Source organism: Shewanella sp. MTB7 (genome assembly GCF_027571385.1).
In the GTDB taxonomy this organism is placed as follows: domain Bacteria; phylum Pseudomonadota; class Gammaproteobacteria; order Enterobacterales; family Shewanellaceae; genus Shewanella.
Genome location: NZ_CP085636.1, coordinates 5,433,310 through 5,459,119, shown reverse-complemented (window position 1 = coordinate 5,459,119; position 25,810 = coordinate 5,433,310). Strand labels below are relative to the sequence as shown.

Sequence of the window (25,810 nt, the reverse complement as noted above, 5' to 3'; positions counted from 1 at the left end):
GCATAGATTCATTACATACTAACAATATTATTGATTCAATAGATTAAGGTTATGGCTTGAAACCCTTTCCCCGTGCAGAGATCAGTGCTCAAGCGCTCAAAAATAATTTGTCGCGTTTACGTCAAATTGCGCCTAACAGCAAAGTTATGGCGGTTGTAAAAGCCAATGGTTACGGCCATGGTTTGCTCAATGTCGCTAACTGTCTTACCGAGGCTGATGGTTTTGGTTTGGCTCGTCTAGAAGAAGCATTAGCACTTAGGCTCGGTGGAGTTAAGGCAAAACTTGTTTTGCTCGAAGGTTTCTTTAGGCAAGTGGATCTAATTACCTTAGTCGAGCATGATATCGATACTGTAGTGCATAATGAAGTGCAGCTGGGAATGCTCGAACGCTCCTCCTTGGCTAAGCCTGTCACTGTATGGGTAAAACTTGATTCAGGTATGCATAGACTGGGCTTTACTCCCGAACAATTTGCCAAAGTCTACGCCAGACTTGAAGCCTGTCCTCAAGTCGCCAAACCTATCCATATCATGTCCCACTTTGCCTGTGCTGATGAACCAGATAATCCAATGACAGCTGAACAATTAAAGGTTTTTGAGGTATTAACAAAAAATACCACGGGTTACCGTACATTGGCGAACTCTGCAGGGACCTTATATTGGCCAGATAGCCAAGCCGATTGGATCCGTCCTGGTATTGCTCTGTATGGCGTATCTCCAGTGATGGGGGATTTGGGGCGTAATCATGGTCTAGAGCCTGCTATGGAACTGGTATCTCAACTTATTGCAGTTAGGGATCACAAGGCGGGTGAGTCTGTGGGTTATGGTTGTTTTTGGCGTGCCCAAAAGGATACCCGACTCGGTGTTGTCGCGATTGGCTATGGCGACGGTTACCCCCGTAATGCTCCAGAAGGTACACCTGTATGGATCAATGGCCGTCGGGTCTCGGTTGTCGGTCGTGTATCCATGGATATGTTGACGGTCGATCTGGGAGAAGATGCTAAAGACTGTATCGGTGATGATGCCATTTTATGGGGGAAAGAGTTACCGATTGAAGTGGTCGCTGAGCATATTGGCACTATAGCTTATGAACTCGTGACTAAGTTAACACCTCGAGTTGCTGTCTGCTTAAATTAATAGACTCTCAAGCTTTGTATTTTATCAAAGAGATAAACTGAATATATTTATATCAACCTTATGAGTTTATGCTCATTGTTTTAGGTGGAAAGTTTGCTGAAAAGAACCACAAGTTATCGAATTATATTAATACTTTATTGTACCTTTAACCTCATAGCAGCTAGCGCTACTGAAGCCAATCTTATCGATGCTGATGAAATGCTTAGCTCTACCGCGATAGAGGCCACTCCTTCAAAAAGTACAACTCATCGTGACTATAAAGCTGACTTTGTTGCCGTTCCTTTCATTTTTTCGACGGAAAACTTAAGTGCCACAATAGGCGCCGCTGGCGTGCTAAAACATGCAGGTCAAGCCCAAGCATCGTTGTTTGGTATTGGTCTTTATAGCAAGAATGATAGCTGGCTTACTTACCTTGGTATCAATAATTATCAACTCCCTAAACTCGATCAATGGTTGTTTTCAGGGGAATATTATCGTGCTAATTACAAGCAAGGCGTTTATTTTATTCCTTCTGCTACCGAAGGTACGCAAGGTGTTAATAGTAAAGTAGGAGTCCCGACAGACAAGGTTATAACCGTCGGCGATGAGACATATGCGAGACTTCATATAAAGTATGTTCTACCTTGGGGAAGGGGCTCACAAGGTGCAGCCAGAAGCCTGATCCCGGTGAGAAAGAATATTAGTTGGGATCCCAGAGAGTCTGGGGTATCGAGTGTAACCTTAACACCGTTTATTAAGACTCGTGAACTTATGGGCTTTGATGAGCTACCCACTAAAGCGCAAGGGTTAAAGCTTAAACTGGATTGGGATAATCGTGATAATGGCAAAAATAGCCATAACGGTGGCCGTACGAGTTTAACGTTCAGTCGTGATTTTGGTGCTAGTGTTTCAGGAGATAACAACAAGGCTGGTCGGGAGAGTTGGACTACTTGGGAGTTTGAACAGAGTGCTTTTCTATCCCTTGGAGAAAATAGCTGGTTCAATCAGCAAACGTTGGCGCTTAATCTTTATGTGGCCGATACTCCGACCTGGAACGATGAAGATAAAGCTTCTGGAGATTATCATAGGCCACCCTCTTTTGCTGGGATCAGTTTAGGTGGGTTTGATAGCTTGCGTGGATATTCGAGTCATCAATTTGTAGGCCGCAGTGCCATACTTTATTCGGCTGAGTATAGGATGCAACCTAAGTGGCAGCCACTTCAATCACTCCCTGTCTTCAATCTTTACAATGTGCCTTGGTGGCAATGGGTGGTGTTTGCTGAAACGGGTCAAGTGAGTGATGAGTTTAGCTTTAGTGAACTGCATCAAGACATGAAGTGGACCTTAGGTGCCGGTATGCGTTTTGAGGTCGAAGGTGTGGTGGTAAGGACTGAGTTTGCTTATAGCGGTGCTGAACGTCAATTTTGGGTCATGGTCAATCAACCATTTTAATTGTTTCTTTGCAGCGGTCGATTGATACCACTTTGGCAATGTTTTATTGGGTGATAGAGGATCGGCTTTCGATTTAGTGTCTAGATTTGGATTAGTCTTCGAAACAGATTTCGATAAAAGCACTCCCATGTGAACTAGTAAAAGGCATGATAATTTTTTTACCATTGGCTTTATGAGATATGCTGTGTCCTGCTCCCGAGACCACGACTGGAGTCGCCATATCAAATTCATAACCTTTATCTCCGAGTTTATTTTTAGCACCACCTGTTACCATATTCGTGATCTCACCGACAAGATCTGTGATCTCCTCGTTGATGATTCCGGGATTTTCCCCCAGCATGTTTTGCATAATTTCCAAGATTAACTTCTGTTCGAAGGTGATGGAGAGTGAGCCTTTGGTTTGTGGTCCTACCATACCTATAAGGCCGGATACATCTCCTTTGGCGAGATTATTTTTCTTGATCCCAGGTTTACCTGGAGTTAACTCCATACTAGCCATGGTCGAGATGACGTTAATTAACGACTCAAGAAAAGGGTTAATAAAATTAACATTCATATACTTACTTTCCCCCAGACTGAAAATGATATTGAGCTGATTTAGCCTTTGTAAAGCTACTCTAATAAAGATTAGGCTATTTTGAACTAGAGTACAGCTTTAAAATTGAATTTTGTCAGTGTAAAATGCGCGGCTATGTTCGTTTTACCCTGTTTATTTATTGGTTGCTCGTATGTCGTCTCAAATCATGAAACCCGCTATCAAGCCCCCTCAACCGTACCTTTTCGATCGCTCCTATGCTCGATTGGACCAGAATAGATAACTCACGCCACGGAATCCGCACTCTTCCTCACCCTCCTGCGGGCTTTTTGTTGCCATTTTTTTTCAGTTTTCTATTACTACAGTTCATATCTCTAGCCCGCGCCGCTACAAGGTCTTTGCAAGGATCGGAGATCTGAAAGGATCGCAGTTTTTTTCAGTTTTATTGATGCGAAAGGAAGGGAGGGGAAGCCGTGAAACCCGCATATACACTGGGTTTTGTCTCGATTACGTGGAGTTTATCTAATTTAAGCAATGTAAGTTGAGAGTATATAATTAATTAAAAACAGAGTCTTAGCGAATTTTTAAACTGAAAGATAAATTGAATTGGATCCTAAATCCAAAAGTGGATTCTTTTACCGTTGCACGACAAAGTTCCTTGGTGAACACGCGTCTTAGAGTGATCGCTCTAAGACGTAACTGGACAGAATGTATGGTACGCCCCGTTATTGCAAATAATAAAGCAAGATAACAGGAGTTGGTTTGCGCTAATGTATTCAGAGTCTATTGAGACCTTCATTAGTCCCAGCTCTACGATGAGATCCGCGCCAGATTGTCCTCAAAAACGAGAAAGCATATTAATTGCTGTTCTGTCCATCAGGTCTTCAATCTGGTGGTCTAACCGTTTTGTCATCTATTTTTATCATCTGCAAACTCGGTAGTAACTCGATTTAAACTCTTAACTCAAACGCTTTCTGGCTTGTCATTACTGACCAAGCTATACGCGCTAATTTATTTGCTAATGCGACAACCGCAACATTGAACGGTTTCCTCATTCTTAACTCTGTTAACCAATGACCAAAATACCGTTCAGATGTCTCAGGCCTTGACACAATGACTCGTGCGGCATCAACAAACAATTCTCGCAGTTCTTTATTACCCCGTTTAGAAATGCCAAGCATTCTTGTCTTTCCCCCTGTGGAGTATTGAAACGGAACCAGACCAATCCAAGCAGCAAAATTTCGGCCATTCTTAAAATCTGATGCGTTCCCTACATTTGATAAGCAACAAGCAGCTGTCATTGGCCCTACACCAGGTATTGACTGTAGTAACTGCATTAATGGGTTTTCATTAAGTAACAACTGCAATTTCTTATCTTGTTTTTTTATTAATTCGTTCAGATGTTTGTAGTATTCATGTAACTCCTGCAACTCGACCATCAATGTTAAAGGGATCGGTTCACCTTTATCTGCTAGCCATTGGAACAGCTTTTTCATATGGGCATGGCCTCTAGGAAAGCTCATACCAAACTCAAGCAACATAGAGCCAATTCTATTCATGCTGGCAGTTCTTTCTTTGATGTAGCCCGAACGTATACGACGAATGACAGTGGCGACTTGTGCGGTTTCACTTTTTGGTGATGTGAATCTCATGCTGGGCCTCATTGCCGCTTCAGCAATGGCATCTGCATCAATGAAGTCATTTTTGTGAGTTTTAACGTAAGGTTTTACATATTGAGCGGGGATCAATTTAACTTGATGACCATATGACTCACATTTTCTAGCAAGCCAATGGCAGCCACCACAGGCTTCCATTGCAATGATGGTTGGCTCTTGAATGGATAAAAATTGAATCAGCCTCGGTCTGGTTAATTTCTTACGAAGCACTTCCCTCCCGGCATAGTCATGAGCAATAAGATGAAATGTGCTTTTACCTAAATCAATCCCTATAACGCGAAAGTTAGACATGATGATCACCTCTTATTTGTTAACCAGACAAACTGGAGTTTAACACTAGGTTGGGGCGTACCATCTTATTAACGAGATAGATTGTTTGCTCTAATGCGGGTGACTCAGATGAGAAAAAGTATCTTAGATCCCTAATTCGCTCCGACCCCTTTATCACTCTCGTCGATATCAACACCAACAATATGTTGTTCCTGAAGTGATCATATCACCTTTAATCAGTTGGCCAAATTAACTATGTCACTACATCTACGTCTAACTCAGTTTGCATATTTCTCGGGATGTGTTTATGAACAGAGATAACTTCATATTTTGAATTTGTATATATTCCAGTATCTTCATCTCTAGATTGATAGATTTTCAACACCGCTTCTAGAGAGTCACCAGGTGCAACTGTGATTTTATGGGAGAAAAAGTCATTATAAAAGTTTTCACATAATACAGGTGCAGAAATTTTAATTCCGCGCCAAATAAATTCCCATTTTCGTTTTGTACGCTCAAGTATTGCTCTTTTTATTTGCAGTTCTGCTACTTCTCGAATTTCTCGTTGAGGCTCTTCAATTTCTATTGGTTGTGATAATAATGAAAAGTACTTTCTTGGTATTAAGATATCGGGAGTTTTGTCATCAATATTTTTAGTGAATCCAAAACTAGTTATATTATTATCTTTCTCAACAGCCTCAAAAGTTTTGGATATACTAGTTCTGAACTTTTCAGATTTCTCTACTTCTTTCTGTGCCTCATAAACCGTTTTAGGCACAATAATTTGTTTATCACCCTGTTGGATAATTACTTGAGTATCGTTAACTATAACTTTAACTTCAGTGTCTGGGGCTAAGGTGTGTTGGTAAATAAAAGAAGTGATTATTCCAATAGCAATCGCTTCTAAACGGTTAGAGTTGAATAAATTTTGAAGACCTTTGTATGCAGTTTTAACTTTAGCTCGGAAACTTCCTTCTCCAAAAGCCTCCACCAAAACTTCGACTTCATAGCCAGGATTAATAATTGAACTGGCTTCTTTAATAGCATCAGCAAGTGAAACTAACGTAGATGCTAATGTATAAGCATTTATTTTTTTTCGTTCGCCCCCAAAGTGCAGAACAAACTCTTCTTCATATTCCCTGATATCTACTACTTGCACGATACTTCCTTATACACTGAATCATTGTATAGTTCGCATTTCGCGTATTTCTCAAAACACGCATGCACATTTATTATACCAATCATCTAAGCCGTGCTTTAGCAAAGCCATTGATTCATAAGCACTCTAGCAGAGTGTTGTTGATAGAACGAGCATACTTAATCAAAAATGTGCGCATTGATATAGATGTCTACCGAAAGTGATCAGTAAGTGCCATTTATGGATTAGTAAAAGTAGGTCAATTGCTTTGTTGAAAATCTGCGCTACATATCGCCAATGACTCATAAAGGGGCAAAAACGTTTTAAGGCGATCGGTCTAAAACGTTCCTGGACATAGTGTGTTAGTGCTAAGGCTCTAAACTATGCGACTCACATTATCATTACTAATGACTATCTTAAGAAAGCAGGATTATATTCACTAAGAGATGGATGGATCGCAGTTCATTACCCTAACCAGAAAGTTTAGGCTAGGCGTTCTAAATGAACCGCCCTCGGCTCTGGCATCCTGCTTCGCCCTACCTCATAAATCCATTTAGTCGTGTGCGGAGCCGCATGCAGGGTGGTGTGGGGCTGGAGGCTAGACACCTCCGGCTACCCGATTATACGTATTTATTTTTTAAGCCACCATTCATTTTCTATGTCTTTACCAGCAACCCAACGATAAAGTTTTCGAAACGTTGGTACAGCATATTCTGTTTTAACCTCTAGTTTGCAGGAAATGCAAGTTGAGATCACAAACATAGTTCTGATTAATGGTCTCTGACGAGATTCAAAATATACAAAAGGGTCTTCGCTAAATTTAACTCTATGAGGTGTACAACCACATGAACTACATTTGGATTCTTCACCGTTATTTTTAAGATGATTCATCACAAATTCATGGGCTTCTAATTCCCAACTTGTTGCAGTAGAACTTGCCCCACAAAATTCACAATACTTTTCTTGTGCAGAGTTACCTTTACCGCAAGCCAAGCAGCCCCCATCTATAGTCTGACATTTTCACCTATACGTATAACGCCCAAATATGGGGTCGCAGTGTAGGCGCGAAGCGCCGAAACGGAGGTTCCAGCAGCTTTGCTGCGACATGATTTGTTTGTTATGTATTTCTAAGCTCATTTATTATTTCCCTGATATCAGATAATCCCTTTTCGTTAAGAACGTAGTAACCATCGTCATTTTTAGTTTGAAAATCATCGTACGCCCAAAGAACCTCTACTTTCTCTCGTATTTTATCAAGTTGTTTATTGAAAATTGGTACACTTAAGAAATCGTCCCATAGATCTTCGCTAACAACTCCCGATTCCATTTCCAGCAATACATTTTCAACTTCTTCGAAGCTTCGTTCAATTCTCTTTTCTAGTAGCTGTAAAAAGAAAGCGATCAACGCTCCTATAGCCAGCACTGGAAGCCATAAAATCCATTTAAATATGTCGATTATCTTCATATCAGACTTTGCACATAACATTTGTATATACGGCTTGCGCGTTTTGCCAAGCCATGTTGAGAAAGCGTGCACAGTAAAAAGTTTGAAAAATTCATTAATAACAGATTATTAAACATTTACGCTCAAGATTGTATCCAATACACCTAGGGAGAAAAGTGAGTCGCACACTTTGCTTTCCGGTTATCTGAACTTTTCATGAACGCACACTTTCATCTAACTGAATTTACGCCTCTTTTTCTTTTCACTCAATAGCAAACCGTGAACTGATTGCGCATAATTGAGAGATAAACCGCACAAAACCAATACTACTGTATAAAATACAAGCACTGGTTAACTAAAAGGTTGTCGCTAGCTAGACGGAACCCATACCTTTCCGACTGATGAGAAAAAGTATTACAAAGAGGTCAGTGCTGCATAGGACAAATTACAGGAGATAACACATAAAGGGGCAGAAATGTGTTACGCACCCCAGCGAAAAGGCCGAATCGAAGAGACTTATGAACAGGTGTAAGTGAGCTCGAGGACTTCGATTTCAGGGATGAAATCGTAGAGCGCCCATGGATGGGTTTACAGCGTACCGAGAGATTACTTGCACGTAAGCACGCTGCAAGCGATAGATCACAATGAAGGGCAGACCTTCAAGAACTCACCCAATACCAAAAATTCAAATGAACCAGATCATAAAATGTAATCAGTCTTCATTCGAAGGCTAGCCAACTTTGGGGCATAACCTAGTTACCCACTAGAGTTTTCAGCACTTGATCTGTGGGAGGCTATGCCAATTGGTGGTGTACTGTGGAGTCAGTAGGTCCCTTCTCATGGTCCATTTCTGCTCAGTTCCTTGAGCAGCTAAAAATACAGTATCGGTACCATAACGCTGGTTAAGGTCATCATAAACACGCATAAGTGCGGGGTTAGATTTTGATTGGTTAAATAGATCTAACTGAGCGTTATGAGTACTGGCTAAATCAATCAAGCCAACACCGATCCGGTAGTAACGAACGCCAGGACGATAGAGCTGAGACATCACATTTGAAACAGCGGTGGTTATCACTGTTGTATCGTTGGTAGGACAAGGGAAATGAACAGTGGTTTTAAAACTCAGTGGATTAAAGAAATATTCGATTTAATTAAATATCACTGATTAATTTACGCCACCAATAAATCTAAGTCGAAAGTACCATTTAAGTAGAAAACTAAAGCTCAAAAAGCTGGTTTTAAGCAAAAAACAAATCACTCATTGACTGATTAACCATTTTAACAGTAGATTCAACCAGCAGGATAAAATAAAAGGGAGATTAGAAGTATGTCAAAAAAATTTATACTAGGACTGATGTTAAGTTCAGTATGTTTTAGTTCGTTTGCGGATACTATTGAATGTGTTTCACTGGAAGAAAATACAACCTTAGAAATGGAGCTTAAAAGAAGTGAAAGCTATGACAATTGCTTTTCACTAAGCAATATCCCACAAAATACACCTGTACAATTGCTAGCTTATTCAGGTGACAATGTAAAAAACAAAATAACATTGTTTGATTTAAACGAAGGTGGAACTTCTTCCTATATAGCTGAATATAATTCAGCTATAGATGGAGGAAATGCGGTTCAGTCCAATACTACAAATAAGAATTTGGCTGTTAAAATAATACCTACCTCTTACCTTAATTCGAATAAGAATTTAACGATATCTTTTCTAATGGTAGATAGTACGGCTCAAGTAATAATAGACTTTGCTGATGGTGAAGTAGTTTACACGCCTCCACCTCCTCCTAGGGAAGATGAAAGACGTTGTAGAAGGGGGGATAGATATTGTGAAGAACCTTAAATTAGCAATATTAATACCCCTATTATTTGGAAGTGGTGTAGTACATGCTTCTTGTACACCCGAACAAGAATCACCTGCAGGAAAGCCTGAAAATTTTAATACTAACAAGCACCTAAAGCAATTTGACAGAGCTGGTGTGGCAGCATCTAGACTTCCGGATGGGGGACTAGCAGTGAGAGCAAGTGTAATGGCATCTATGTTTGCTCCTCATCGTAAATATGACCTTAAAAATAATCCTAATTATATGTCTTCTCAGGAGTTCGGTAATTGGTTTTATGGTGCAGCTGCTGCTCAAATGGGGTTTAATAGACAGGAAGCTTTAACTGCTGGAGCTATAGTGCAACAATGGCAAAACTACGATAATACAAACCACCCCGATGCTGGTGATGTTAGTAGGCTAGCCTCAAATATCGTACATGCAATTAGAACAGGGGAAGGTGATAATCTTGACGATGCAGCCCCTATTGAAGGTGGGCATAGCTATTCTAAAGATGTTTATGAAAATGATCCTGATTCCGACTCTAATTCTGACTCTTGCGATTCAGATGATTCAGATGACAATAGTTCTGGTGGCGGGGGCGGTGAAGGAAGTTACTCTGGCGGCTGGGGAAGCAGTGGTTCTTTCATTGGTGCTTCAAGTTGCTACGGAAGTTGTGGTGGGGGTGGAGGTGGCTCAGTGAGAATTACTGATTTACCGGCACAACAACCTAACTAGAAAATATAACAAAAGCGAGTTGCCTGTTACAATACAGTCAACTCGATTTTTTTAGCATGAGATTATATGATTAAGAAATATCTAGGTTTTTTACTTGTGTTGTTACCAGTATTAATTGGTACCCTACTATCCTTGAGTAACCTTGAATACTCTTGGTTTTACTCTGAAAAATATAAGTTATATGATTTAATATATTCAACCGCATGCTTATGTATAATTATAATAGGTATAGCTCTATTATCCAAAAAGAGAAATGCTAGTTTAATTATTTTATTCCTCATCTGTTTCATTGTTTATCAAACACTTGGATGGAATTTTGATACTAAACGTTATATTTCACTTATTAAACTAACCCCCTCTACAGATATACTAATTGTACCGTACGATGGAGGTGCTTTCTCACCAACAAGCTTTGTCAACTTAGAGGTGTCCGAGAAATGCTATATATTTTTTAGAAGGAGCTCAGTGATTAAAACCTTTGAAAATGTGGCTGATGCTAAGTTATGGTTAAAGGATAGTAAAACAATTGGAATTGAATTACTGACTTACTCTAAAGAAAAAATTATTGAAAATGTTAATATTGAAGATATTTATAGTGATAAACCAGACCTATCACAATAACCCAACGACATAGTACTAACCTTTGTTAATTATAAACTAGGTTACGCTCCAAAATTAATGTATTACATTTGTAATGCATTAAAGCCGTGAGTCGACGGTGTATTCTACAAACCTGCGGTTTTACACCGGCTAACTACAACAGGATTAGGGTTGCCTTGTTTCTTCTCGACACGTTTAGATCGCTTACACTCCCATGCTGAAACAGGATCTTGTCTGTCCCAGGCTTGCATCAGTTGGCGTTGCTGTTTACTCATTTTGTACTTTGGATATGTGAGGTCCATATACATGTAAGTTCTGGCTATACGTCCGCGAGCGGTAACCGGTGGCTGAGCCTTTCTGTTATCGATCCGCATATCACAGCTACCAAACTCGGATTTAACAGCTGGCAACATGGTGAAGTTATAGTTACTACGCATCGCGTTTACAGCACCAATTGCGGGGAAAAGATTGTGTATATCTGATTGCATGTAGCGGTATTCAGTATTCATTTTACTGGCGCACTTACGGCCTTTAAATGATTTACCTTTGCTATTAACGCAACTGGCGTGGCCATCGCGCCATTCACTAAAAGAGCGACCAAAGTTTTCCGCTGGGACCACATGCTCCCATTCAACTCGTTTAGATCGCTTGACGTGTTTGGTAGTCATAAAGCCTACGGGTGGCAGGATATTCTTCTTAGCGTCAAACTTCGCACCACAGTAGATCGTCACCCGGTGATCTTGATAGACCTCGCGCTCGAGCATCATGAGAACTATTTCGAAAGACTTTGGCGCGTTCTTTCTTGATGAGTAAGCAGTAGTTTTGCATCACATGAAATCGGTCGAAGACGATATCGGCGTTAGGCAGCATTTTCCTTACTGCCGATTGATAAGGTTGACCCATATCCATTGAAACCGCTTTAATGCCGTCTCTCGTCGCTGTTGATAGTTGCTCGAAGAACGAAATAAGGATAGTGGCTTTTTTACCGTGCTCGACCCAAATTAAATGACCAGAAACCAAATCGTATACAACGGTCATGTAGTCATGCCTTTTAGCTCTGGCGACCTCATCAACGCCAATGTGGATTAAGTTGGTAAGCTTCTCGGGCTCTAGGCCTGGCAGGGTTGAATGGAGATATTCCTCATCAATGTTTTTTACCGTCTCCCAACGAATACCTAGATGTTGAGAGACTGCGTGAATGCTCATGTGCCGGCACAACCCACTGATGAACTGACAGAATCGAACGGTATATTGCGCTCCTTTTGCAACGTATTCTGTAGCCTCAATTAACCTTCTGCCGTTTTTGTCTTTGGTCTGAGCGAGTTCAACTTCGATACTACAGGGACGCCCACTAACAGGTAGATCGTGTCCCTGTCTTCTTACATAGTGATCGACTGTACAAAGCCTTTTAGTTCTTGGCTCTTTAACCTTAAACCGTCGATCTCGGCTGCATCGCACAAGAACTGACTGAGAGCCTTTCTCTATAGAAAAAGACTTCACACATTGGCCTTTAAAGCTAAATAGGGCTGATGATAATGATGACAAGGTATATTCGCTTATTAACAAATAAGAAAGTGTTGTAAATAATAATGTTATTTATGATCTTTGATATGAATAGACTCACCTAAGCGGAGAAGAGCCGTAAATGTAATCAATCGTCATTAGAAGGTTAGCTAACTTTGGGGCAAAAATGGCTTAGAGTGATAACTTTAGGCTGAATCAATAGTAGGGATTCAACGCGTCAAACGGCGCGCTATAATTTTGCTGTCACCATTGAGGCATTTTTACGCCATTGAAGTGTGACTGTGAGTTAGTAAAAAGAGGGGCTCAGCTGTTCTAAAGGAAGGTGGCTAATTCATAATGTATTGAAATTAATGTAAAAGTATAGATTGTTAAGGTTAGCCTTTCTTAGTTATTGGTGGAGTAATCGGGGCTCAAACCCAAGTCTCAAAAGCCTACATGATTAATTAGCAAATTTATCATGTAGTTTGTGCGGGAACAGCTGGGTGTAAACCTGCCAGAGTATGTTTAAGTTCCTATGACCAGTTACTTGAGCCACTTCTTCGATAGAGTAACCCTTTTCAAATAATCGGCTTGCTCCTTCTCTTCTCAAATCGTGATAGCGAAGATCTTCTATGCCAAGTTCGTTACGTACACGCTGAAAACCAGCGGTTACAGATTTAGGGTTGTAGGGAAATATAAAAACGTCATTCTCAGCTTGACGCTTAGCAATATCAAATGAGCCAGCAAGCAAAGGCACAATCATGTGATTACCGGCTTTTTTCCTTGGGTCTTTTCTATCACGAACTAAAATGGTTTTATGATCTTGGTTTAAATCTTCCCAGCGTAATTTACAGACCTCACCAATCCGCATGCAAGTTAGGATACTAAAATCCAAGATATCGATAAAAGGGATCCGAGTAATGCCATTGGGGCGATAATCCATTCTTGCTTGCAGGCCATCTTTAAGTTTGTCTAGCTCGTTCTCAGTAGGGCGGCGTGTACGTTTTTGACTTTTCCCGACTAAACCCATTTCGATGAGAACGGGGACTGCATCTTCAAAAATTTGATAGTTGGCTGTAATATCCCAAACGGGTAAAGCCTTTTTCATTACACTGCGAAGATAAGCGATGTCGTGATAAATAGTTGCAGGGCCTGCACCCGCTGCCCGTCTATTTTTACAGTGCTCAATGAGATCACTGGTTTTCAAAGAGTCGCTTTTAATTTTGCAGATATCACAGTCAATAAGCATTTTAATGACATAGCGTTTTGTTCGGCCCGTTTTATTCCACAAGTCATGATCTTCAAAGTATAAGTTTAATAGGGCCCCAAGGGGCACCACTTTGTGTTTATTGAGTGCCCCATGATGCTCAATTGCATCACATCGAGTTTTCCCCCAGGTGCGAGCGACTTCTTTTTTACTGAAAGTTTTTGACTCACGATGTATAATTTCGCCAGATTCTTTGACGCGCACAGTACAACGGTAACTAAACTCGCCGCTTGCTTTTGCTCGTTTCTCTATTGTAAAAGATGCCATATCAGTGAATTTCGCCAAATCGTCCTACCCCATTGAGGGGCCCATATGGGACACCATACAACGAAACTCGACGAAATTACAGGCAATTCAGGGCAACTCAGAATAAATGATACCATCAAGTAAATTAGGCTGTAAGCCAGCAACACCAATGAAACCACTAAATAGAACCTTCTCAATTGCGCCTATGCTCGATTGGACCGATCGTCATTATCGTTATCTGGCTCGCCTGATGTCATCAGAATTATTGCTCTACACCGAGATGGTAACGACTGGTGCAATTATTCATGGTAAAGGAGATTACCTGGCTTACAACGATGAGGAGCATCCATTAGCACTACAACTAGGAGGCTCAAATGCACATGATCTTGCTGTGTGTGCCAAGCTTGCGTTCGAACGTGGTTATGATGAGATAAATTTGAACGTAGGCTGCCCTTCTGATCGAGTGCAGAGTGGACGTTTTGGTGCCTGCTTAATGGCTGAGCCTGCACTTGTGGCTGAATGCGTGACAGCGATGCGAGCGGTTGCTGATATTCCAATCACGGTAAAAACACGTATTGGTATCGACGATCAAGATAGCTATGAGTTTTTAATCGAATTTATTGAAACAGTTAGAGATTCTGGCTGTGATGCCTTTATCATTCATGCTAGAAAAGCGTGGTTGCAGGGATTAAGTCCAAAGGAGAATCGTGAGATCCCACCACTCGATTACGAGAGAGTATATCGTCTGAAGAGGGACTATCCTGAGTTAAGTATTTCAATTAATGGGGGGATTAAGTCGTTGGAAGAGTGCAAGGCACATCTCACGAAATTGGACGGTGTAATGGTCGGTCGTGAAGCGTATCAGAATCCTTATATGCTGGCAGAGATCGATCAACAACTCTGTGGCATTGAAAAACCTGTTTTAAGTCGAGATGCTGTTTTAGAGAAGTTTATTCCTTATATAGAGAAACATCTACAAGCCGGTGGTCGCTTGAATCATATTACTCGTCATATGACGGGATTATTCCAGAACGAGGTGGGCTCACGGATCTGGAGACGCTACATTAGCGAAAATGCTCACAAACCAGATTCAGGAATAGAAGTCATTGAACAAGCAAGAAAAAATATGAATATATAGGCATTTCCATCATTTTAGAAACCGTCTTTATGGCGGTTTTTTAGTTATAACGGATCTATTTTTACCTCAATGTATTTATCGTTAGTAATTTTAACCTGCCGATGGTGAAATTTACTAAAAGCTTATCAACTCCAGCTATGTATTCGTCTCTCACATGTAATGATTAAGTAATAACCTATTATTAATCAGCTGTTTATTATGTTTGCAAATAGTTGGCACGCTACTCGCAATACTTTCTATGTCAAAGGGTTAATCACTCTACAAATTATCTAAACCATAGAAAGGAAAGAATCATGTTTAATTCAACTATCAGTAAAATAGCAAAAACATCTCTAGTCATTGCGGTTTTAATGGGAGCAACAGCAACAGCCAATGCCGATACACTTATTCCAACTGATTTAACCAGTAACATTGAGCAAAATATCGCTACACAAATGCAAGGTATGATGCAGTTGGCCCAAAGAGAGTTAAGCATGTCATTGCAGGCACAACTTTCATCAAGCATGTTCGATCGTAATGAAGCTTATGAAGCGAATCAACTTGTTCAAGAGCCGAAAGAAGCGGTAATGACGAGTGCCATGGTTGAAAAATAATGATGTTATTTACTTCGCAAATAGCAGCTTTGTTATTCATACCTGTATTGAGTTTTGCGCTTTGCGCGTTAATTGTATCAGGTTTAACTGGCACAAAATTTAAGACTGGCAATTAGGTTTGAAAAGTCATTTATTCTTGAGGGAAAAAGGAGATGTTTATGAGTAGTTTAGATTCACTAAGTGGGTATATATCCCGGATGAAACAGCCTGATAGTTTGGTTTGTGGTGTTGCAGCTATGATGGCCGACAAATTTGCTTGGTCTTGTTTGTGGACTCGAGTCGTGTGGGCTTTAGCGGTAGTGATGAATCCAGGTTTGGGACTATTGGTCTATTTTGTACTGGCCTTAGTATTACCTAAGTGGCAAAAAAGTGGTTACTGATAATAAACGCAATAAATCGAGTGTAGAGTACTGTCTATACGAGCGTACCGATTTTGATGTTTAAACGAAAATTCGCAAAAAAAAGAGTTTTGAATCTATTTGTTGGATTCAGTATCGTCATTTTGGCTGTAAGTATTTTGATTGCGGCGGTACAGACTTGGGGAACAGCCCAACTTTTCACAGGAGCCGTTTTAAGCTCCGAACCTGTATTCTGGATGAGTGAGAATGTGTGGAATATTGTTGTTACTGGCGTGGTTTTATTGTTGGTAATACTGTGGTTAACATTAGCGTTTAGCTTTATCGCTCTCGTTTCTTCGCTGTGTATTACAGCCGCGTTAATCATGATTTTTGCTGGGTTTTCACTTCTGTGGCCAGTGTTACTGCTCTTGATTGCAACTTGGGGTGTAAGCCAAGCTAGCCAAATAGACTAGCTTAACTATTTTTGTTGCTGATTTATTTCTTCAAAAAAGCTTGAAACCGCATCTTAGCTTCATCACTTCTTAATCTTATTTCAAACTCTTTAAGCTCCATCATCATCTGCTCTCTAACGTTCTCTTTATTAGGTCTAAGCAGAGCCCGCGTTGCTTGCAGGGCCTGTGGGGGCTGGCTGGCAAGTTTTACCGCTTTCGATAGTGCGTGTTCAAATATCATCTCATTTGATATTAGCTCATTAATAATATTGAGTGATTTTGCGGTTTGGGCATCGAAACTCTCACCGAGGAGTATAAGCTCAGATGCTTTTTGTAAGCCAACAAGTTGAGGAAGTAACAAACTTGCTCCCGCTTCAGGTACAAGAGCTAAGTTAATAAAAGGTAGTTGGAATTTTGCAGATGGGGCAGCATAAACCAGATCACAATGGAGTAATAAGGTTGTTCCGATACCAACGGCAGCACCTGTTACTGCTGCAACAATAGGCTTAGTTAGATCAAGCAGAGTAAACAGAAATCGAAAAGCAGGATGTTCTGCGTCTAAGTTACTATTTGTTAAAAAGTCAGCAACATCATTGCCGGAGGTGAAACATTCTGCTTGGCCTCTGATTAAAAAGGCATGAATTGCGTTGTCTGACTCACCTAGGATAAGGTATTCTGTGAGACTCGTATACATCTCGAGGCTGAGTGCATTACGTTTTTCTGGGCGATTAATAGTAATTATTCTAACGCCTTGCTCATCCTGAACCTGAATTGTACTCATGTCGTTATATCCTCTTAGACGAATGGGGTTAAATGGAGTTTAATACATTGAAACAGATATTCAAACAAGTGTTTAATTTGTTCATTTTGATGTCGATATCTTGCTCTTCTCTGGCTAGTGTTATGTTTGTCGATGGGTATGTCAGGGCTATGCCCCCGAACGTTCCCAATAGTGCGGCTTATTTTACTCTGATGAATCACGGTTCTAGTGTGAATTTGATTGGCGTTGAAGTTGCCTTTGCCAACGAAGCGCAGTTACATACGGTATTGGAGGAGGATGGGATGGTTAAGATGCGGCAGGTGCCAAATTTTGAGATCCCTGAACATGGCAGATTAACCTTGAGTGAATCTGGTGAGCACGTGATGTTATTAGGGTTAAACCAGCCGCTGGTCTCTGGGGAGAGTGTAGACTTAATGTTAAAGTTTGATGATGGCAGCAAGTTACCGATTAGCTTAAAGGTAAGTAAGCAAGGTATGGCTAAAATGGATGGCCATGAGCATCATCATTAATTAAATTTGGAATACAAAGGAGCATAACAGATGCAAATGACATGGAAAAAAGGTGCTGGCATTGCCGTATTTATACTTTTAATCGGTTATTTTGTCAGTGTTTGGGCGAGCATCGAGCCAGATGTCATTGAGTCCCAAGAGTTAATTGTCGCAAACGGCAGTGAGGTGGTTGGTTATGCTACTACAACCTCATTAATATTAACCATGGAGACTTTATTAGGTAAGAACGGTGGCTGGTTATCTAATGATATTTTACCTCCTTCTATCTTTCTGGATAATATGCCGGCATTTGAATTTGGGGCTTTGGAGCAAGCGAGAGATCTTGCCTTAATTATGCGTAAAGAGTTCAGTCGTTCTCAATCTCAATCTACAGCAGATAAGGATCTACTTGCCGCACATTCTAAACTCAATATTGAGCACACGAGTTGGTTAGTGCCCAGTGCAGAAGGCGAGTATAAAGAAGCCATTAAGTTGCTTAAAGTCTATCGGGCTAAAATTGCCGATGTTAATAATCGAGACGCGCAGTTTTATGCCCGTGCAGATAACTTAAACGAGTGGCTTAAAGAGGTTCAAAAACGTCTAGGCAGCATGTCTCAGCGTCTGTCTGCGAGTGTTGGACAAGATCGTTTAAATACCGATCTTGCGGGCGATAGTGAAGCAACACAATCCACTCCTAATCTTGGCAGCAGGCAGATTAAAACCAGTTGGTGGCAAATTGATGATGTTTTCTATGAGACGCGTGGAGCCAGTTGGGCATTACTCAATTTTATGAAAGCGATTGAAGTCGATTTTGCCGATGTATTGCAAAAGAAGAATGCAGGAGTCAGTTTACAGCAGATTATTCGTGAACTGGAAGAAACACAGCAAGCAGTTTGGAGTCCAATTGTGTTAAATGGCTCTGGCTTTGGCCTTGTGGCTAATCACTCATTAGTGATGGCCAACTATATTTCCCGCGCTAATGCTGCGGTTATTGATTTAAATAACTTATTAACGAAAGGTTAATTACAAAATGAAAAAAACAATTTTAGCATGTGCGCTATTAGGTTCTTTCGCTATCACCTCAGCACAGGCTGCTACACTTGTTGGGTTTAAAGTGGGTGGTGATTATTGGCAAGCTGATACCAGTGGTACCTTTGCTGAGAATGGCCAAGCACAGCAAGATTTTAATTACAGCTCTTCATCACAAGGCAGTTTCTGGGTTGCCATTGAGCATCCAATTCCACTTATTCCTAATGTTAAAATTAGAGAGAACCGTCTAGACAGTAACGGCAGTGCTACCGTGGACAGTTTTGATTTTGGTGGAGAAACCTTTACCGGTGATGTAAACACCAGTACTAATCTAAGCAATACAGATTTCGTTCTTTACTATGAGCTGCTAGACAATGATTTGGTTGCATTGGACTTAGGTGCTGCCTATAAGAAGATGAATGGTTCGTTGCGCGTCAATCACACCGATACTCAAGGCCGTATATCGTCAGAGAAGGATCTTGATAGTGGTGTTGTGATGGCATACGCCGATGCGCAAGTGGGCATTCCAGGCCTTGGTCTATACGGCTTTGCAGAAGTTATGGTCGGTGTCGATGAAACGAGTGTGTACGATTACTCTGTCGGTCTAGGCTGGCAGTTTGATGGTGTGGCCCTCGATACTAAGGTTCGTGTCGGTTACCGTGACTTTAACTTCGACGTGAACGACTTTGATGGCGTGAGTACCAACTCTCAGTTTAATGGTTACTTTGCTGGTGTTGAACTGGCTTTCTAGTGCGTTAGCACCTAGTTGTTAAGAGCCATAAAAAAAACCGTCAGCTAATTTAACTAGCTGGCGGTTTTTTTATACCGGTTGGTATCGCTTACTGTAAAAGCCAAGCTTATATTGAGCGGATTATGGATTAACCGTTTGTGCTATCAATCCATTATTGATATCAATAACATCATCTTCGTTCAGCGTTCCAGCAGCTTGTTTCAACGCTAGAATTGATTTTATATAACTGTATCGTGCATCTGATAGCTGACGCTTCGAGTTATAAAGATCACGAGTACGGTTTAGCACATCAACTATCGTACGGGTACCAACTTCAAAACCTGCTTGAGTTGCACTTAGTGCACTTTCTGATGAAACAACTGACTGCTCATAAGCCGTTATTGAACTGATAGAAGCTCCTACATCATTAAAGTTGTTACGTATATCTTTAATGACTTTACGGTAGGTCTGTTCCATCTTCTCACTTGCTTCAACATATTGATATTGAGCTTGACCGACTTGAGAACTGACTTTAAAGCCTTGAAAAATTGGGACACTCAGTGTCAAACCTATATTGGCATCATCAAATTCATTTTGAGAGTTACTATTTTTTCTCTGCTCAATGTTAGTGGTATAACCTGCATTTAAGCTCAAAGAAGGCATGTGACCAGCTTTATAAAGAGAGATGCTCTCATTAGCGATGTTTTTACCAATACGAGTTGTCATTAAGTCAACACTATTAGTTTCGGCTATTTTAACCCAATCACTCGACGATGCTGGTGTTGGAAGCACAGCAGAGAAACGATTGGTATTTAATATGTCGATTTTTTGATAATCAATTCCCGTTATTTCACGTAAAGCTTCATAACTATTGATCAGTTGATTTTGAGCTAAAATTACAGATGCTCGAGATAAATCATATCGAGCCTGAGCCTCATGCACATCGGTAATAGCCGTTAAACCGACGGCAAAGCGTTGTTTTGTTTGCTCTAGTTGACGTCCAATCGCATTATTCTCTGCGCCTTCAAATTCGAAGTCATCTTTAGCTGAAAGCACGGCAAAGTAAGCATCAGTAACACGGATAATTAAGGTTTGCAGCGCTGAAGCATAGATAGAATCAGCCTGAGAAGCTGCAAGCTCCGCTAAGCTTAAGCCAACCCAAGCACTATGATCGTAAATCACTTGGTTAAGGCTCACACCTGCATTGAGACCACTTGCGTTGGTATTCTCTACGGTGTCTTCATTATGCCAATTTTTATTGTAACCGACACTTGCACTAATGGTTGGCAGTAGAGGTGCGCGATTTTCTTCAATCTTTTCATATAAGGAATCACGTTGAGCCTGTGCTTGCAGTACGATAGGGTCATTGGTTAAGGCTTGTTGATATATCTGCAATAAATCGTCGGCCTGAACCGCTGACGTCGTTGCTGCAAGCGTTAGGGCTGCACATATCGTTCGGATCTTGAATTTCATTAGTTGTCCTTTTTTAGACAAAATCCTCCACTGGAGGAGCAAATTAACTGCTTAGAGCTAAATGAAACCTCACATATAAATGAGAGGTGGTTTGCGCTTCCCGACGCTTCCCGATACATCTAAACTTAATGGTGATAATCTTTTAAAGGTAGATATTAAGAAATTATCTGTTTTTAAGTCAACTTGGAAGTGTAACATTTTTTGATGATAATTATGTTTTTTCTCTCTAATTTGACGTTACTCTAGTGTTCTAGGTGTCTTTTATTATTTTTCGTTCAGACTTGTTGTAGGACTGAATAAATAGAGGGATGGGAATGAAGCAAAGATTCAATCGTCAAGATATCGAATTATTGGAAGTTAAGAACGTATTTAATGGCTTTTTTACCATGGATGAATATCGATTTAAGCATAAATTATTCAAAGGTGGTTGGAGCGGAGAAGTTAGACGAGAAGTGTTTGAGCGAGGCAATGCCGTTGTAGTGTTGCCCTATGATCCTAAGACAGATCAGGTGATCTTGATTGAGCAGATCCGTATTCCTGTTATTCACTCAGGGCAAACACCCTGGCTGTTTGAGTTAGTGGCAGGAATGATCGAGCCCGGAGAGTTGGCGATAGATGTTGCTCACAGGGAGCTACTAGAGGAGTCCGGACTTAACGCTAAACAAGTGAACTTTATCTCTAGTTACTTTGCCAGTCCGGGCGGGACAAGTGAGAAATTTGATTTTTTTTGGGCTGAAGTGGACGCAAGTTTAGCGAATGGTGTTCATGGACTCGATGACGAAAATGAGGATATACAGGTGCACGTTATGAGTCGTGTAGAAGCTTTTACTTTAGTTAAAGATGGTATAATCAATAATGCATCGACCGTCATTGGGCTGCAATGGCTTGAGTTAAATTATCTAAATTTACATGAATAACCCTGATAACTTTTTGGGAATAGGAGATTGTGAGTGAGCAAGATGGCTAATCCTCTTAAGAGTCATTTGAACCATAAGAGGTACCAACCCGATATCAATAAGTTTTTAGCTCTTTGTGGGCGAAACTATTTTCATATCTTAAAATGGCTACCTATGGAGACTCATCAAGGTGATACTTGGCTAGTTGAAGATAAAATGGGCTGTTTGAGCGTTCGATTAATTGAGAATACTAACTATACCCAGCTGATTGAGATCTCGCGGGGCGTAGGTAAATCTGACTATATCCATGCACCTTGTGTCTCTGTTCGTGTTTATCATGATGCTAAATTAGCTGAAGTGTTAACTAGTCGACAGATTTCTCAGTTAAGTCCAGTATATGATTATCCAAATATACGTATGTACCATCGAGACGAAAAGTATCAAGTGAATGCTTTTTTGGAAGAGTTATTAAAGATAGGTGGCCATATGAGTCCCATTTGTCTGTCAGAATCTTAGGGTTAGAATGTGTTAGAAGAGGCTATCTCTTATTCCATTGATGTTGAAACCAGCGTGAAGATCGTACAAGTTACGGATCCACATCTGTTTGCCGATCATGATGCACAGCTATTAGGTGTTAATACAGCTCTAAGTTTGCAAGCTGTTCTGAATACCATCGATGCAGTTAGTTATCCTATTGATTTTATGTTGGCATCAGGAGATATCAGTCAAGATTATTCTGCAGCGTCGTATCATAACTTTGTCAAAGCGATTTCACATCTCGGTCTGCCCTGTCATTATCTACCTGGTAATCATGATGATCCTCGGATTATGCGCTTGAATATGCAGGGGCCGAAAATTTTTGGCAAGAGGCGTATCTTAGCCGGAAGCTGGCAAATTATTATGCTGGACTCTACGGTTCATGGTAAACCTGGCGGCTATATGTCTGAATCTGAGCTTGAGCTGATAAAAGCTGCTGCCGAGGATCAACCTGAACGTCATATTTTACTGGTGATGCACCATAATCCCATTTTGGTCAATTGTGCTTGGTTGGATCAGCATTGGATGAGTAATGGAAGTGAGTTTCTTGAGCAGGTCGCTATGCTTCCACAGGTTAAAGGCTTGCTATGGGGGCATGTGCACCAGCAGATAGATCTGCAATATTCTGGTCATTATGGCCCAATACAGCTTATGGCCACACCATCGACCTGTATCCAGTTTAAACCTAAATCTTCCTATTTTGCCTTGGATGCGCTTCAGCCTGGCTATAGACTACTTGAGCTTAAAGCTGATGGCAGTATCTTAACCAATATTTATCGGGTACCAGGTGAGCTTTTTTCACCGGATAAAAGCGCTAACGGTTATTAGAGGTTTTGAACTAATGCTATTTTACGCCGCTTTGCAATAAATTTAATCGTTTGGGGTGACTTAATTTACCTATGTTGCTTGGTAGAAATCCAAGCAAGTGTTAGCATTCCATCTTTCCTTTTGTGAATTTTTAAAGTTCAATTAAAACCTTAAGATTATAGTTCGCTTAATCTTATGTACGGGGGATTATGCTGCTCTATATACATGGGTTTAACAGTTCCCCATTATCAGAAAAGGGAGTCGTAACTGCTCAGTTTATGGCTGAATGTTATCCCGATATCATTTTCCATCAGCCTCAATTACCTTCTGACCCCACAGATGGTATGATCTTGCTATCTTCGATTGTTGAGTCGGCATTAATAAAAGGCGAGGCACTGACCTTTATTGGCTCATCTCTTGGTGGTTATTATGTCAGTTATTTAGTTGAGAAGTACGGTGGGCGAGGTGTACTGATCAATCCCGCAGTGAAACCATTTGAGCTGTTCGACGAGTTTATAGGACCCCAATATAATCCTTATATCGATGAACATTACCACGTGATACCTCAGCATAAAGATGATGTAAAAGAATTTAATACCCAAGTGATCCTAAATCCTGATCGCTTTTTAGTGTTACTGCAGTCGGGTGATGAAGTACTCGATTATCGACAAGCCGTTCAGAAATATCATTGCTGCCAAATCTTGCTTGAAGCAGGTGGTGACCATAGCTTTGTTGGCTATGAAAAGACGTTACCAAGGATCTGTCAGTTTCTGTTTCTTGACAAATAACCATTCAGGGCCGCAACATGGCCTTAATAACTATAAAATATGTGTGCCATGACAAATCAATATACCTCAAATGCAATTGAAGTCCTTAATGGACTGGATCCTGTAAAACGCCGCCCAGGTATGTATACCGACACCACGCGTCCCAATCATTTGGGCCAGGAAGTTATCGATAACAGTGTCGATGAAGCGTTGGCGGGGCATGCAACTAAAATTGAGGTTATTTTGCATAAAGATAACTCTCTCGAGGTGATCGATGATGGCCGTGGTATGCCTGTTGATATTCACCCTGAAGAGGGGATTCCGGGTGTAGAACTTATCTTAACTAAACTCCATGCTGGCGGTAAATTTTCTAATGATAACTATCAATTCTCTGGTGGTTTACATGGTGTCGGTATCTCTGTTGTAAACGCCCTGTCTAGTCGAGTTGAAATTAGCGTGCGTCGAAATGGCCTCGTTTACGATATGGCATTTGAGCATGGTGATAAAGTTGAAGATCTAAGAGAAACGGGAACTTGTGGTCGACGAAATACCGGTACTCGGGTACATTTTTGGCCTACGCCAAGCTACTTTGACTCTGCAAACTTTTCGATACCTAAATTGACTTATCTGTTAAGAGCCAAAGCTATTCTATGTCCTGGGTTAAAGATTAAGTTCGTTAATAAGCAAACTGATGAAACCACAGAATGGTATTTTGAAAGTGGATTAACAGATTATTTGATTGCATCAACTAAAGATTCGTTAATGTTACCGGAAGACCCCTTTATTGGTGCGATGAAAGGTAATAATGAAGCGGTTGAGTGGGCGATTACTTGGCTGCCTGAAGGTGGTGATTATCTCAATGAAAGTTATGTTAACTTGATCCCAACGCCATTAGGCGGTACCCATGTTAACGGCTTCAGACAAGGATTATTGGATTCAATGCGGGAGTTTTGTGAGTTCCGTAGTCTTATTCCAAGAGGAATTAAGTTAACTCCTGAGGACATTTGGGATCGATGTAGCTTTGTCTTATCAGTGAAGATGCAAGATCCACAGTTTGCTGGTCAGACAAAAGAGAAATTATCGAGTCGACAGTGTGCTGCATTTGTATCCGGTATTCTAAGAGACTCTTTCAGCCTATGGCTTAATACTCATACCTCTCTTGCAGAATCTTTGGCTGATATGTGCATTAATAATGCGCAAAAACGCCTGAAGTCAGCTAAAAAAGTGGCGCGTAAGAAGATTACTTCAGGTCCCGCACTACCGGGAAAACTCACTGATTGTAGTGGTCAAGATCCGATGCGAGGGGAGCTCTTTTTAGTCGAAGGAGACTCAGCGGGCGGAAGTGCAAAACAAGCTCGAGATAGAGAATTTCAAGCTATCATGCCTCTACGTGGTAAGATTTTAAATACGTGGGAAGTGGATGCGAGCCAAGTGTTGGCATCACAAGAGGTTTATAACATCTCTGTCGCGATAGGGTGCGATCCTGATTGTGAAGATATTTCTGAGCTAAGATACGGTAAAATATGTATATTGGCTGATGCGGACTCCGATGGATTACATATCGCCACACTGTTGTGCGCCTTATTTATGAAGCATTATAAAGTGTTGGTTGAGCACGGACATATTTATGTCGCTATGCCGCCACTGTTTCGTATTGACGTCGGTAAAGAGGTATTTTATGCACTCGATGAAGCAGAAAAGCAGGGTATTTTAGACCGTATAGCGGCTGAAAAAAAGAAAGGCAAGGTTCAAGTTACTCGCTTTAAAGGACTAGGTGAGATGAATCCGCTGCAATTAAGAGAGACTACAATGGATCCCAATACACGTAGACTTGTTCAGTTAACCATCGACGATGTCGATGATACGATGGCTTTGATGGATATGTTACTTGCTAAAAAACGTTCTGGAGATCGTAAAATTTGGTTAGAAACTAAGGGTGACCTAGCCGATTTTTAGACCGCTTGTTGTGCCAATCAA

General features: G+C 40.8%; 26 protein-coding genes and 2 pseudogenes. 17 read left to right on the top strand and 11 right to left on the bottom strand.

Annotated elements, in window-relative coordinates; genetic code table 11:
• Positions 1-56: 56 nt before the first annotated feature.
• Both alr and HWQ47_RS23775 read left to right on the top strand, forming a co-directional pair.
• Positions 57-1,133 carry an alanine racemase gene (alr, locus tag HWQ47_RS23780; protein WP_269968455.1) on the top strand — a complete coding sequence of 359 codons (1,077 nt, stop codon included), beginning with the start codon at positions 57-59 and terminating at the stop codon, positions 1,131-1,133.
• Positions 1,134-1,331: 198 nt separating this feature from the next.
• Positions 1,332-2,564 (top strand): hypothetical protein, encoded by a 1,233-nt coding sequence (locus tag HWQ47_RS23775; RefSeq protein ID WP_442802058.1) that lies wholly within the window; start codon positions 1,332-1,334, stop codon positions 2,562-2,564.
• A 91-nt stretch (positions 2,565-2,655) separates the two neighbouring features.
• Here the strand turns inward: HWQ47_RS23775 and HWQ47_RS23770 are convergent, their stop codons facing one another.
• From HWQ47_RS23770 to HWQ47_RS23745, 6 genes and pseudogenes are all read right to left on the bottom strand, one after another.
• The gene (locus tag HWQ47_RS23770) at positions 2,656-3,120 is read right to left on the bottom strand and encodes a chemotaxis protein CheX (protein WP_269968453.1); all 465 of its coding nucleotides are present in this window, start codon (positions 3,118-3,120) and stop codon (positions 2,656-2,658) included.
• Between the two features lie 929 nt (positions 3,121-4,049).
• Entirely contained in the window at positions 4,050-5,066 is a 1,017-nt protein-coding gene (locus HWQ47_RS23765; RefSeq protein ID WP_269967860.1) for an IS110 family transposase, read from the bottom strand.
• A gap of 232 nt (positions 5,067-5,298) precedes the next feature.
• Positions 5,299-6,204 (bottom strand): hypothetical protein, encoded by a 906-nt coding sequence (locus HWQ47_RS23760; RefSeq protein WP_269968452.1) that lies wholly within the window; start codon positions 6,202-6,204, stop codon positions 5,299-5,301.
• Positions 6,205-6,813: 609 nt separating this feature from the next.
• Complete coding sequence (locus HWQ47_RS23755) at positions 6,814-7,176, bottom strand: hypothetical protein (RefSeq protein ID WP_269968451.1); 363 nt, start codon at positions 7,174-7,176, stop codon at positions 6,814-6,816.
• 124 nt (positions 7,177-7,300) lie between these two features.
• Complete coding sequence (locus tag HWQ47_RS23750) at positions 7,301-7,648, bottom strand: hypothetical protein (RefSeq protein ID WP_269968450.1); 348 nt, start codon at positions 7,646-7,648, stop codon at positions 7,301-7,303.
• A 751-nt stretch (positions 7,649-8,399) separates the two neighbouring features.
• Positions 8,400-8,768: pseudogene (locus HWQ47_RS23745) on the bottom strand (DUF4113 domain-containing protein); the annotation flags it as partial.
• A 186-nt stretch (positions 8,769-8,954) separates the two neighbouring features.
• Between HWQ47_RS23745 and HWQ47_RS23740 the strand changes: the two are divergent.
• The 3 genes from HWQ47_RS23740 to HWQ47_RS23730 all read left to right on the top strand — a co-directional run bounded on the left by HWQ47_RS23740 (position 8,955) and on the right by HWQ47_RS23730 (position 10,809).
• A complete protein-coding gene (locus HWQ47_RS23740) occupies positions 8,955-9,473 on the top strand; it encodes a hypothetical protein (RefSeq protein WP_269968449.1) in 519 nt (172 codons plus the stop codon).
• Complete coding sequence (locus HWQ47_RS23735) at positions 9,427-10,188, top strand: polymorphic toxin type 44 domain-containing protein (protein ID WP_269968448.1); 762 nt, start codon at positions 9,427-9,429, stop codon at positions 10,186-10,188. The genes HWQ47_RS23740 and HWQ47_RS23735 overlap by 47 nt, the downstream gene beginning before the upstream one ends.
• A 66-nt stretch (positions 10,189-10,254) precedes the next feature.
• Complete coding sequence (locus HWQ47_RS23730; RefSeq protein ID WP_269968447.1) at positions 10,255-10,809, top strand: hypothetical protein; 555 nt, start codon at positions 10,255-10,257, stop codon at positions 10,807-10,809.
• A gap of 104 nt (positions 10,810-10,913) precedes the next feature.
• On the opposite strand, the gene HWQ47_RS23725 is transcribed toward HWQ47_RS23730, so the two are convergent.
• The 3 genes and pseudogenes from HWQ47_RS23725 to HWQ47_RS23715 all read right to left on the bottom strand — a co-directional run bounded on the left by HWQ47_RS23725 (position 10,914) and on the right by HWQ47_RS23715 (position 13,825).
• A complete protein-coding gene (locus HWQ47_RS23725) occupies positions 10,914-11,564 on the bottom strand; it encodes an endonuclease (protein ID WP_442802105.1) in 651 nt (216 codons plus the stop codon).
• Positions 11,545-12,333, bottom strand: a pseudogene (locus HWQ47_RS23720) (transposase); the annotation flags it as partial. The gene HWQ47_RS23725 and the pseudogene HWQ47_RS23720, both read right to left, overlap by 20 nt.
• Before the next feature lie 418 nt (positions 12,334-12,751).
• Positions 12,752-13,825, bottom strand: a complete 1,074-nt coding sequence (locus HWQ47_RS23715) for a site-specific integrase (protein WP_269971844.1) — start codon at positions 13,823-13,825, stop codon at positions 12,752-12,754.
• Positions 13,826-13,973: 148 nt separating this feature from the next.
• Between HWQ47_RS23715 and dusA the strand changes: the two genes are divergently transcribed.
• The 4 genes from dusA (at position 13,974) to HWQ47_RS23695 (ending at position 16,346) form a co-directional block, all read left to right on the top strand.
• Entirely contained in the window at positions 13,974-14,942 is a 969-nt protein-coding gene (gene dusA, locus HWQ47_RS23710; RefSeq protein ID WP_269968446.1) for a tRNA dihydrouridine(20/20a) synthase DusA, read from the top strand.
• Between the two features lie 293 nt (positions 14,943-15,235).
• Complete coding sequence (locus HWQ47_RS23705) at positions 15,236-15,535, top strand: hypothetical protein (RefSeq protein ID WP_269968445.1); 300 nt, start codon at positions 15,236-15,238, stop codon at positions 15,533-15,535.
• 158 nt (positions 15,536-15,693) lie between these two features.
• The gene (locus tag HWQ47_RS23700) at positions 15,694-15,915 is read left to right on the top strand and encodes a PspC domain-containing protein (protein WP_269968444.1); all 222 of its coding nucleotides are present in this window, start codon (positions 15,694-15,696) and stop codon (positions 15,913-15,915) included.
• 56 nt (positions 15,916-15,971) lie between these two features.
• The gene (locus HWQ47_RS23695; RefSeq protein WP_269968443.1) at positions 15,972-16,346 is read left to right on the top strand and encodes a hypothetical protein; all 375 of its coding nucleotides are present in this window, start codon (positions 15,972-15,974) and stop codon (positions 16,344-16,346) included.
• A 22-nt stretch (positions 16,347-16,368) separates the two neighbouring features.
• Here HWQ47_RS23695 and HWQ47_RS23690 read toward each other — a convergent pair whose 3' ends face one another.
• The gene (locus HWQ47_RS23690) at positions 16,369-17,106 is read right to left on the bottom strand and encodes an enoyl-CoA hydratase-related protein (RefSeq protein WP_269968442.1); all 738 of its coding nucleotides are present in this window, start codon (positions 17,104-17,106) and stop codon (positions 16,369-16,371) included.
• 32 nt (positions 17,107-17,138) lie between these two features.
• Between HWQ47_RS23690 and HWQ47_RS23685 the strand changes: the two genes are divergently transcribed.
• From HWQ47_RS23685 to HWQ47_RS23675, 3 genes are read left to right on the top strand one after another with little or no spacing between them, the layout of a single operon-like run.
• Positions 17,139-17,615 (top strand): copper chaperone PCu(A)C, encoded by a 477-nt coding sequence (locus HWQ47_RS23685; RefSeq protein WP_269968441.1) that lies wholly within the window; start codon positions 17,139-17,141, stop codon positions 17,613-17,615.
• A 30-nt stretch (positions 17,616-17,645) separates the two neighbouring features.
• Positions 17,646-18,617: a DUF2333 family protein gene (locus HWQ47_RS23680; protein ID WP_269968440.1), complete on the top strand. Its 972-nt coding sequence runs from the start codon at positions 17,646-17,648 to the stop codon at positions 18,615-18,617.
• Between the two features lie 7 nt (positions 18,618-18,624).
• Positions 18,625-19,374 carry a TIGR04219 family outer membrane beta-barrel protein gene (locus HWQ47_RS23675; RefSeq protein WP_269968439.1) on the top strand — a complete coding sequence of 250 codons (750 nt, stop codon included), beginning with the start codon at positions 18,625-18,627 and terminating at the stop codon, positions 19,372-19,374.
• A gap of 120 nt (positions 19,375-19,494) precedes the next feature.
• Here HWQ47_RS23675 and tolC read toward each other — a convergent pair whose 3' ends face one another.
• A complete protein-coding gene (gene tolC, locus HWQ47_RS23670; RefSeq protein WP_269968438.1) occupies positions 19,495-20,826 on the bottom strand; it encodes an outer membrane channel protein TolC in 1,332 nt (443 codons plus the stop codon).
• Positions 20,827-21,140: 314 nt separating this feature from the next.
• Between tolC and nudF the strand changes: the two genes are divergently transcribed.
• From nudF to parE, 5 genes are all read left to right on the top strand, one after another.
• A complete protein-coding gene (nudF, locus tag HWQ47_RS23665; protein ID WP_269968437.1) occupies positions 21,141-21,743 on the top strand; it encodes an ADP-ribose diphosphatase in 603 nt (200 codons plus the stop codon).
• Positions 21,744-21,785: 42 nt separating this feature from the next.
• Positions 21,786-22,238: a DUF1249 domain-containing protein gene (locus HWQ47_RS23660; RefSeq protein WP_269971843.1), complete on the top strand. Its 453-nt coding sequence runs from the start codon at positions 21,786-21,788 to the stop codon at positions 22,236-22,238.
• Positions 22,239-22,247: 9 nt separating this feature from the next.
• A complete protein-coding gene (cpdA, locus tag HWQ47_RS23655; protein ID WP_269968436.1) occupies positions 22,248-23,087 on the top strand; it encodes a 3',5'-cyclic-AMP phosphodiesterase in 840 nt (279 codons plus the stop codon).
• Positions 23,088-23,275: 188 nt separating this feature from the next.
• Positions 23,276-23,854 (top strand): YqiA/YcfP family alpha/beta fold hydrolase, encoded by a 579-nt coding sequence (locus HWQ47_RS23650; protein WP_269968435.1) that lies wholly within the window; start codon positions 23,276-23,278, stop codon positions 23,852-23,854.
• 48 nt (positions 23,855-23,902) lie between these two features.
• A complete protein-coding gene (gene parE / locus HWQ47_RS23645) occupies positions 23,903-25,789 on the top strand; it encodes a DNA topoisomerase IV subunit B (protein WP_269968434.1) in 1,887 nt (628 codons plus the stop codon).
• Positions 25,790-25,810: the final 21 nt, after the last annotated feature.

Excerpts from the sequence above, each read along its gene's own strand:
- HWQ47_RS23775 (WP_442802058.1), top strand. The coding sequence starts at position 1,332 with ATGCTTAGCTCTACCGCGATAGAGGCCACTCCTTCAAAAAGTACAACT.
- HWQ47_RS23770 (WP_269968453.1), bottom strand. The coding sequence starts at position 3,120 with ATGAATGTTAATTTTATTAACCCTTTTCTTGAGTCGTTAATTAACGTC.
- HWQ47_RS23765 (WP_269967860.1), bottom strand. The coding sequence starts at position 5,066 with ATGTCTAACTTTCGCGTTATAGGGATTGATTTAGGTAAAAGCACATTT.
- HWQ47_RS23750 (WP_269968450.1), bottom strand. The coding sequence starts at position 7,648 with ATGAAGATAATCGACATATTTAAATGGATTTTATGGCTTCCAGTGCTG.
- HWQ47_RS23740 (WP_269968449.1), top strand. The coding sequence starts at position 8,955 with ATGTCAAAAAAATTTATACTAGGACTGATGTTAAGTTCAGTATGTTTT.
- HWQ47_RS23735 (WP_269968448.1), top strand. The coding sequence starts at position 9,427 with ATGAAAGACGTTGTAGAAGGGGGGATAGATATTGTGAAGAACCTTAAA.
- HWQ47_RS23730 (WP_269968447.1), top strand. The coding sequence starts at position 10,255 with ATGATTAAGAAATATCTAGGTTTTTTACTTGTGTTGTTACCAGTATTA.
- HWQ47_RS23715 (WP_269971844.1), bottom strand. The coding sequence starts at position 13,825 with ATGGCATCTTTTACAATAGAGAAACGAGCAAAAGCAAGCGGCGAGTTT.
- dusA (WP_269968446.1), top strand. The coding sequence starts at position 13,974 with ATGAAACCACTAAATAGAACCTTCTCAATTGCGCCTATGCTCGATTGG.
- HWQ47_RS23705 (WP_269968445.1), top strand. The coding sequence starts at position 15,236 with ATGTTTAATTCAACTATCAGTAAAATAGCAAAAACATCTCTAGTCATT.
- HWQ47_RS23700 (WP_269968444.1), top strand. The coding sequence starts at position 15,694 with ATGAGTAGTTTAGATTCACTAAGTGGGTATATATCCCGGATGAAACAG.
- HWQ47_RS23695 (WP_269968443.1), top strand. The coding sequence starts at position 15,972 with ATGTTTAAACGAAAATTCGCAAAAAAAAGAGTTTTGAATCTATTTGTT.
- HWQ47_RS23690 (WP_269968442.1), bottom strand. The coding sequence starts at position 17,106 with ATGAGTACAATTCAGGTTCAGGATGAGCAAGGCGTTAGAATAATTACT.
- HWQ47_RS23685 (WP_269968441.1), top strand. The coding sequence starts at position 17,139 with ATGGAGTTTAATACATTGAAACAGATATTCAAACAAGTGTTTAATTTG.
- HWQ47_RS23680 (WP_269968440.1), top strand. The coding sequence starts at position 17,646 with ATGCAAATGACATGGAAAAAAGGTGCTGGCATTGCCGTATTTATACTT.
- HWQ47_RS23675 (WP_269968439.1), top strand. The coding sequence starts at position 18,625 with ATGAAAAAAACAATTTTAGCATGTGCGCTATTAGGTTCTTTCGCTATC.
- tolC (WP_269968438.1), bottom strand. The coding sequence starts at position 20,826 with ATGAAATTCAAGATCCGAACGATATGTGCAGCCCTAACGCTTGCAGCA.
- nudF (WP_269968437.1), top strand. The coding sequence starts at position 21,141 with ATGAAGCAAAGATTCAATCGTCAAGATATCGAATTATTGGAAGTTAAG.
- HWQ47_RS23660 (WP_269971843.1), top strand. The coding sequence starts at position 21,786 with ATGGCTAATCCTCTTAAGAGTCATTTGAACCATAAGAGGTACCAACCC.
- HWQ47_RS23650 (WP_269968435.1), top strand. The coding sequence starts at position 23,276 with ATGCTGCTCTATATACATGGGTTTAACAGTTCCCCATTATCAGAAAAG.
- parE (WP_269968434.1), top strand. The coding sequence starts at position 23,903 with ATGACAAATCAATATACCTCAAATGCAATTGAAGTCCTTAATGGACTG.